Genomic DNA, 8,438 nt, shown 5'->3' on the forward strand with positions numbered 1-8,438 from the left:
GATCGGTTCGAATAGGGCAGGCGGGTCAGCCGTTTGCCTCCTCTCATGAAGAGACGGAAAATCGGTCGATGGCACAACCACCCGCACTAGCGCTCCCAAAAGCTAATCCCAGCATCCGTGACATCGGGTTTGCCCTCGGTATCATGGTCATCCTTTGCGTGCTGTTTCTGCCGATCCCGGCATTTCTGATTGACCTTGGACTCGCTTTTTCGATCGCGCTTTCGGTGCTGATCCTCATGGTGGCATTGTGGATCAAGAAGCCGCTGGAATTCTCATCCTTCCCAACGATCCTGCTGATCGCCACGATGACGCGCCTTGCGCTGAACATCGCCACCACGCGCGTCATCCTTTCGCATGGCTATGAAGGGCACGACGCCGCCGGTGGCGTTATCGCCGGCTTTGCGAGCCTGGTCATGTCGGGCGATTTCGTCATTGGTCTGATCGTCTTCCTGATCCTTATTACCATCAACTTCATCGTCATCACAAAGGGTGCGACTCGTATCGCCGAAGTCGGCGCCCGCTTCACCCTGGATGCCATCCCCGGCAAGCAAATGGCGATCGATGCCGACCTTTCGGCCGGTCTGATCGACGAAAAGGAAGCGCAGCGGCGGCGGCGTGAGTTGGAAGAGGAGAGCTCTTTCTTCGGTGCGATGGACGGTGCCTCGAAATTCGTGCGCGGCGATGCCGTTGCCGGCCTCTTGATCACCTGTATCAATATCTTCGGCGGCATCATCATTGGCTATTTCCGTCACGGCATGCCGATCGGTCAGGCTGCGGATGTCTTCGTCAAGCTCTCCGTCGGCGACGGTCTTGTGTCGCAGATGCCGGCACTCGTCGTGTCGCTCGCCGCTGGTCTCCTCGTTTCCCGCGGCGGCACGGCTGGCTCCACCGACCAGGCGGTCATCAATCAGCTGAGCGGCTACCCGCGCGCACTCGCCGTCTCGGCCGTCCTCATGGGCATTCTCGCTGTAATGCCCGGCATGCCTTTCCTGCCTTTCGTGTTCCTCGGTGGATTGCTGGCTGCCGGCGCCTGGTTCATTCCGCGGCAGATCGAAGCCGAAAACAAGCTTCGCCGCGATGCCGAAGAGCAGAAGGTGATGCAGTCGAAGGAGATGGAAAAGGATTCGGTCAAGTCGGTTCTGAAGACCGCCGAAATCGAACTGGCCCTCGGCAAGATCGTCTCGACTCGCCTGCTTGGCGCCCACCAGGAACTCGCCTTCCGCGTCGGCAAGATGCGCAAGAAGTTCGCCACCCAGTATGGTTTCGTCGTACCGGAGATCAAGGTGATCGACGATATGGCCATTGCCGACAAGTCCTACCAGATCCGCATCCACGGGACGACGGTTGCGTCCAACATGCTGCGTGTCGGCGAAGTCCTCGTGGTCACCGGCTCCGGCCGCAAGCCGACCGTTCCGGGCGACGAGATTCGCGAACCCGCTTTCGGTATGCCCGCCGTCTCCGTCCTCGAGGCTTTCGCCGAGGATCTGAAGCGCGAAGGTTTCCAGCCGATCGACAACGTCTCTGTCGTGCTCACCCATATGAGCGAAGTCATCCGCAACAACCTGCCGGCGCTTCTCTCCTACAAGGACGTGAAGATCCTGATCGAGCGTCTCGATCCGGAGTACAAGAAGCTGGCCGACGAAATCTGCTCGTCGCATATGTCCTATTCGGGCCTGCAGGCGGTGCTGAAGCTGTTGCTCGCCGAGCGCGTTTCGATCCGCAATCTGCACCTTATCCTGGAAGCGGTCGCAGAACTCGCACCGCATGTTAGAAAGACCGAGCAGATCGTTGAGCATGTCCGCATACGCATGGCACAGCAGCTCTGCGGCGACCTGGCCGACAACGGCGTGCTGCGTGTCCTGCGCCTCGGCAGCAAATGGGATCTGATCTTCCATCAGGCGCTGAAGCGCGACCAGAAGGGCGAAATCGTCGAGTTCGATATCGATCCGCGCAGCCTGGAAGAGTTCAGCGAGCAGGCGGGCAAAGTTATCCGTGAATACATGGATCGCGGCATGCCCTTCGTTCTTGTCACGTCGCCGGAAACGCGCTCCTATGTGCGCATGATCATCGAACGCCTGTTCGCGACGCTTCCGGTTCTGTCGCATGTCGAGTTGGCCAAGGGGATCGAGATCAAGATTCTAGGTTCGATTTCATGATAACTGACCCCCAGGGGACCATTCTGGCGCTTTTCGTCGCCTTCTGCCGCATCGGCAGTTGCATAATGGTGCTCCCGGGATTTTCATCAGGCCGCGTGCCGGTGCAGATCAGGCTTCTGCTCGCCGCGGCCTTGTCGATGGCCGTCCTGCCCCTGCTGTGGAACACGATCTATCCGGCGGTGGCAAAAGGCGGCGCCAGCTATATCGGACTGATTTTCACGGAAATGGTCATCGGCCTGATGTACGGCATGATGGCTCGCATCTACACGCTCGGCTTGCAGTTTGCCGGCACGGTCATATCGATGCTGATCGGCTTTAACGCACCGGCCGGCGCCGATCTTGTCGAAGATTCGAGCGAGACCTCATTGACCAGCTTCATCAGCTTTTGCGGGTTGATGGTCCTCTTCATCCTGGATTTCCATCACTATGTTCTCCAGGCGCTGGTCGATTCCTATTCCGTCATCCCCTTCGGTGGTCACATCGATCCGCGATCCGCGCTGATATCGATCACGGATACGCTATCGACGACCTTTTTCATCATGCTCAGGCTGTCGAGCCCGTTTTTACTTTACGGCATGATGTTCCAGATTTCGATCGGCTTCATCAACAAGCTGGCGCCGCAGATCCCGATCTACTTCATCTCCACGCCCTATCTTTTGATGGGTGGCTTGTTCATGCTTTATTTGAGCATCGCGGCGGTGATCAATCAGTTCTCCAACGCGTTTCTCAGCGTCTATAACGGGCATTAGCCGATGAGGAGCAGGGCCAAGAAACATACATTCGAGGCGGTCGCAGACACCGGCTTGGTGGGCAGGTAGACGATGGCGGAGAAAAGCCGTTCCGAAAAACTGAAGCGCCTTGTCGCGGTACAGCGCCACTTGGAGCGTATCGCCGAAAATGAGCTTGCCGATACCACCCGCCACCGTCTCGAGGTCACCGAATCGATGGAGAGGGTCATGGATGCCATTAGCTCTTCCGACCCCGTACATATGGCATTTTCGATCCATTATGCCGAGCGCTACGGCCGCCTGGCTATCAAGGACCAGCAGCTCGAAAGCATCCAGACCTTGATTCAGATGAAGGTTCAGCAGGAGCGCACCAAGGGCGACCGGCTGGAAGAGCATATGAAAGATGCCCAGGCGCTTGAAACTCGTGAAGCGGACGACAATGCGGTCTACGATATCATCGACCAGCGCTTTGCCGGCGCAACGCCAGCCTCCAGCAAGCTTCAAAATTCATAATCGCCTCGATCATGGAGCATGGCATGCGTCACAAGGTTGCCAGCCTGCTCCGACCGTTTGATTCGACATGCCCTCGACCGTTGCATTTGGTTTTGGGGAGCGTGCGATAGCAGAAGGAGACGTGACGTGGCTATTTCGCCTCCGAGTGATTTGGTTCTGGATGTGGTCAGGGCCGCGAACCCGGACGATGTCCAGATTGCCCAGGCGAAGCTCGCCGCCAACAAGGCCGCCTTTGCCGCCACCAGCCTCGCGGAAAACGGTAATGGCTTTGGTGCCGCCGTCGATGCGCTGAACAACGCCTCATCGCAGGCCGGCCTCGGCAATGCCAGCACGCATGCCGGCCCCTCGAAGGTGCCGCAGGTCTACCGCAAGTTCGAAGCCATGGTGCTGCAGAATTTCGTCAAGAACATGCTGCCGAGTAGCGAGACGCTCTATGGCAAGGGTTCGGCCGGCGAGATCTGGAAGGGAATGATGGCCGAACAGCTCGGCAATACGCTCGCTAAGGACGGCGGCGTCGGCATTGCCGAGAAAATGTACAAGGAACAGGTCGACAAGATGCGCAACGGCGGCGTTGCCAATGCCACGACCGACGAGAACGACAAGAAGATGGCGCTCAGCGCCATCACGGATTTTCAGCGTAAGACGCTTGCTGCCCATGACGCCAATGACGGCGACAAGAGCATTACCAATCAAAATACGCTGACGTCCCAGAGAGCATAAGCGAGGTAACAACATGGAAGTGATGTCACAGGACTATCGGATCAAGTCTGTCCTTGGCCGTCTGGAGATGATTATCGACAACGAGAACAACCGGATCGGTAGCGACCCGGAATTCGATTTGAAGGTGTCGAACGCTCACAAGAGCCGCTGCCTCTACGAACTGTCGATGCTGTTTCGCGATACCGACCCCGCCGATCTCGCGGTTGCGCATGTCGAGCAGCTGCATGGGTTGAAGAAGAAGCTGGTGGTAAACGCTCGTCGCGTCGAAGCTCATCTTGAGGCCGTGCGCGCCGTTGCCGACATTCTGAAGAATGCCGCGCAGAATGCGGATACTGATGGTACTTATTCGCAGGAGCAATTCCGCGTCCGTGAGGCCGGATGATCAAGCTCGTGCTCACCGGCCTTTGGGTCTGCGCTGTAACATTGGCTTCGGTCTATTTTTCAGTGCAGACGGCGACGGCGCCCGCGATCAGCCCCGATGACGCCAAGAAGGCGCAGCAGGAACTGGTCAAGGGCGAATCGATCAATGTTCCCGTCATCGCCAACGGCCAGGTGACCGGCTACTTCCTGACCCGCATCTCCTTCATGATGGAGAAGGGCAAGGCGACCGCGCTGCAAATCCCCTTGCCGGAGCTGACGACCGACGAGCTCTTTTCTCTGCTGGTCGGCAACAATGCGATTGATATCTCCCATACGCAGAATTTCGACATTGCGGCTTTCCGCAGCGATTTGAAGAAGCGGATGAACGAGCGGCTCGGTGGTGATTATGTCGCCGAAGTTCTGATCGAGCAACTCGACTACCTCTCCAAGGAAGAAACCCATGGCGGGGAAAGCATCGGCAAGAAAACGGTCAAGCCGGTAAAAATCGTGCCGGAAGCGGCAGCGGCCAAGGTTCCGATCGAATAGATGTCGTTCCGGCGGGAACAGGTCGCCGCCCTGCCATTGCCCACCCTATGCTTAATGAAATCCTGACGAATTCGAGAAATTGCAGCTTTTTGTCCTAACGGAAGCTTGGGATTGCTTTGCTATAAGCGACCTTTAGCAATGCACCTGTGGTTGCCGTGCCGATGGCCGGGGAAAAGACAGGACCTTGCGTTACCGACGCCTGTCATGTCGATGGCGCCGGCAGGAGGTTATTGGGTTGAAACAGGTTGCTGATTTTGCCGCGGTTGCGTCTCGCCGTATGATCTTTGATCTGCCGGTTTGTGATCTCGATTGGGAGGATGCGCTGACTTTCGTCAATGAACTCGCCTCCTTGCCCGTCGGACAAACATCGATTTCCTTCGTCAACGCCCACAACATGCTGGTGATGCTGCGCGACGGCAGCTACCGCGAGGTTCTGGAGCGCAATCTGGTCCTGCCCGATGGCGTTGGTCTCGATATTGCGTCGCGCATCGCGCATGGCGAACCCTTTCCCGCCAATCTGAACGGCACGGATTTTGTCCCGGCGCTTTTGACCTTCATGGAACGGCCGAAACGCATCGGCTTGCTCGGTGGTCGCCGTTCCGTCGTGGAGAAGGCAGCCGAAAGACTGCGGCAGCACGCTCCATGGCACGAATTCACCGTCATTTCGGATGGTTTCTTCGATGCACAGAAAAGCAATGCGGTCACGGCGGAAATCAGCCGGCAGAAGATCGATATCCTGATCGTCGGCATGGGTACTCCGCTGCAGGAGAAGTGGGTGGCCGAACATGTCGGGCCGCAGCATGCACGGCTGGTCTTGACCGTAGGTGCACTCTTCGATTTCGTTTCCGGCACGGTGCCGCGCGCTCCGGCATTGGTGAGGGCGCTGCGCAGCGAGTGGCTGTTCCGCCTGGCGCTTGAGCCGAACAGGCTCTGGCGGCGTTATATGCTGGGCGTGCCCCTCTTCCTTTATCAGGTCGCAAGGCATCAGTTCGGCCGCAAGGGCCGCATCGACCGCATGGAGGTGCAGCAGACGCGGCCGCGCCTCATGCCTCCTGACAAATTGGCGAGCTGACGCTACTGGCGCGGCGTTAACTCTTTCTTTCCTATGAAAGTTTAGAGTGGGTTAACATTTGCATTGGTCGTAAGGCCAAGCGCACGAGATGACCCGCCATGTTTGAGAGCAAAGCCAGGACTGGATCCCACGCCAACGATGCCGAAACCTTCGAGCGTTTGCGAAGGTCGGGAGAACGCGCGTCTTCGGACCGCGGCGGAGACTTTCAAGCCTATGCCGATTTGCAGGCCGCCAATTCCGATGATCCGCGCGATGCGGAACTGCGCGCGATCCTGCGCAGAAGGCTGAATGGCGATCCCTATCCGGTATCCGGCGGAAAAACGTCGCGGCCGGAGGCAATGCCGCCGGCGCAGCCCTTGGCCCAGCAGATCGGCACCATCCTGGGCCATCGCTACGGAGAGAACGAGCCTGCCGTTAAGCCGCAGCCGGAACCCGTCGCCGATTTGCTGGAATTCGTGCCGGACTTGCTCGTTGGCGAAGCTGCGCCTCTGCCGGAGTTCGCCGAACCTGCTGCTCCCGTCGTCTTGCCGCGCCGCCGCAACTGGTCGCTCAGCATCGGTTCCCTCGGTTTCGTCATGGCGACGGCACTGGCAGGTGCGGCCATACCGACGCTGTTCGCGCCACCGCCAGCCTATGTGTCCCAGGCATTTCTGCATGCGGAAGGCGAAGGGAGGGCGCGCCAGTCCGTGCTGAACATCGCGGCAAGACGCGCGGTCGCTCCCGCCGCATTGTCAGATGTCGTCGCTCGGTTGAGGCTTGACCGCGATCCGGAATTCACCGGCACCCGTGCTGGCGCCCTCGGCGTTGCCATGGAACTCCTTTCGGGCAATGGTGGCGCATCGGATGCGCCGTCGCGCGCGCAGGCCACTCTTCGCAAAGGCATTGCTGTTGGTGTCGATGACGCAACAGGCCTTCTGCGGCTGACCGTTACCTCAGGCGATCCGGGTAGATCGGCCGATATCGCCAACCGCCTCGTCGTTGCCACCATTTATGATGCCGCCGTTGTGCAGGCGGCGGCTGCGTCCAGGGCTGGCGATACGTCGGCCGACCGTAGCCGCAAGGAACTTGATCGCGCCACCGCAGCACTTGCCGAGTTCAAGGCGGAATATGGTGAAGACAAGATCGCTGCCGCGCTGACGCTGCAGGATCAACGGCGCCAGCTGGACAGCGAAATCAAGGCGGCCGATCTCGCCGTGCGCACCGCCAGGGCGAATGTCGCGGTGGCCAGATCGGCAACGCCCGCCTCCCTGCTGAGCGGCGCCCTGCCGGCGGATCTTACCTCTGCCGGCCTGGACGATCTGCGCAGTCGCTATAGCGCCGCCAAGGCCCAGTTAACCCAGCTTGCAACGCAGCTTGGGCCACGTCATCCGCGCCTGCTCGCACAACAGGCGACCGTTGACGATCTTGGCGCCAATCTTCGCGCGCAATTGCAGCGGCTTGTCACCAGCAGCGATGCGGCCTTGAAAGCTGCGCTCGACAAGCAGGCAGCGCTTTCGGCGCAAATGACGGCCCTCAGCAAGAATAGCACGGATGTCGATATTGCCCGGCTCGGGCAACTGCGGGATGCCGTTGCCGCGGCGCAAAGCCGCTTTGATGCTGATCAGCAGAATGCGGCCCTGGCTCCCCAGGAGGTCAGGCCGCCGATGACGGTGATATCGCAGGCGGTCGCAGCCGCGGCCCCGATCGACGATCATCTCGCAAGCAATCAGGCGACCGGCTTCCTGGTCGGCCTCGGCCTGTCGCTCGGCCTTGTCTTTCTCAGGAAATGGTTGGCCGGTGCCACGGAAAACGAGGACCGTGAGATCGGTCATGCCGCGGCGCAGGTGCGGGCTCCGCAATATCATATCGAGCCGCTCCCCACGCAGTCGCCTGGGGCAATTCGCGAAGATATCGTCGAGCCGATCGCTGATATCGACACCACCAACGCCACGTCTGGCGAATGGCTGCGCGTGCAGCAGGAGTTGGCGGAGCTGCGCTCGAAGGTCGAAACTTATGCTGCGCGCCGGCAAACCGAGCGCGATTGACGCGGCGGCCGTTTTCTCCTTGCAATTACCGCTTTCAGACACCATAGGGCGTTGGCAGGCAATTCCGCGCGGCCGATGGTTTGTAGATTGGCGCATGTCCAGGAAAACAGCGCAGCGGTTTTCCATCCGGAATGCGCAGTGGAATATAGGAATGAGCGTTGCCTCGGTTCGAGGAAAGCGGAAACGCTCCAGCATCGAATTCATATCGGGAGACCAGCGTGACGACAGTGATCGATGGCAAGGTTGCAGCGGCTTCGGTAATCGAGGCGGTGAAGGCTGCAGCAGCGGAGCTTGAAGCTGAGGCCGGCGTGAAGACCGG

8 protein-coding genes are annotated in these 8,438 nt (G+C 59.4%); all 8 read left to right on the forward strand.

Annotated features, from left to right (window positions below):
- The first annotated feature begins 68 nt into the window (after positions 1 to 68).
- The 8 genes from flhA (at position 69) to GGD46_RS26085 (ending at position 8,119) form a co-directional block, all read left to right on the forward strand.
- Positions 69 to 2,156 carry a flagellar biosynthesis protein FlhA gene (flhA, locus tag GGD46_RS26050; RefSeq protein ID WP_184709480.1) on the forward strand — a complete coding sequence of 696 codons (2,088 nt, stop codon included), beginning with the start codon at positions 69 to 71 and terminating at the stop codon, positions 2,154 to 2,156.
- Complete coding sequence (gene fliR / locus GGD46_RS26055) at positions 2,153 to 2,905, forward strand: flagellar biosynthetic protein FliR (protein ID WP_184709482.1); 753 nt, start codon at positions 2,153 to 2,155, stop codon at positions 2,903 to 2,905. The genes flhA and fliR overlap by 4 nt, the downstream gene beginning before the upstream one ends.
- Before the next feature lie 72 nt (positions 2,906 to 2,977).
- Positions 2,978 to 3,397, forward strand: coding sequence for a hypothetical protein (locus GGD46_RS26060; protein WP_184709484.1), 420 nt, complete (start codon positions 2,978 to 2,980; stop codon positions 3,395 to 3,397).
- 126 nt (positions 3,398 to 3,523) lie between these two features.
- Positions 3,524 to 4,117 (forward strand): rod-binding protein, encoded by a 594-nt coding sequence (locus tag GGD46_RS26065; RefSeq protein WP_184709486.1) that lies wholly within the window; start codon positions 3,524 to 3,526, stop codon positions 4,115 to 4,117.
- 13 nt (positions 4,118 to 4,130) lie between these two features.
- On the forward strand, positions 4,131 to 4,499 hold the full coding sequence (locus GGD46_RS26070; protein WP_184709488.1) for a hypothetical protein: 369 nt from the start codon (positions 4,131 to 4,133) through the stop codon (positions 4,497 to 4,499).
- Positions 4,496 to 5,023 (forward strand): hypothetical protein, encoded by a 528-nt coding sequence (locus GGD46_RS26075; protein WP_184709490.1) that lies wholly within the window; start codon positions 4,496 to 4,498, stop codon positions 5,021 to 5,023. Before GGD46_RS26070 ends, GGD46_RS26075 begins: the two co-directional genes overlap by 4 nt.
- A gap of 235 nt (positions 5,024 to 5,258) precedes the next feature.
- A complete protein-coding gene (locus GGD46_RS26080) occupies positions 5,259 to 6,095 on the forward strand; it encodes a WecB/TagA/CpsF family glycosyltransferase (RefSeq protein WP_184709491.1) in 837 nt (278 codons plus the stop codon).
- Between the two features lie 98 nt (positions 6,096 to 6,193).
- The gene (locus tag GGD46_RS26085) at positions 6,194 to 8,119 is read left to right on the forward strand and encodes a succinoglycan biosynthesis transport protein (RefSeq protein ID WP_184709493.1); all 1,926 of its coding nucleotides are present in this window, start codon (positions 6,194 to 6,196) and stop codon (positions 8,117 to 8,119) included.
- Positions 8,120 to 8,438 lie beyond the last annotated feature (319 nt).

This window comes from Martinezella lusitana (assembly GCF_014207095.1).
Taxonomy (GTDB): Bacteria; Pseudomonadota; Alphaproteobacteria; order Rhizobiales; family Rhizobiaceae; genus Rhizobium; species Rhizobium lusitanum_B.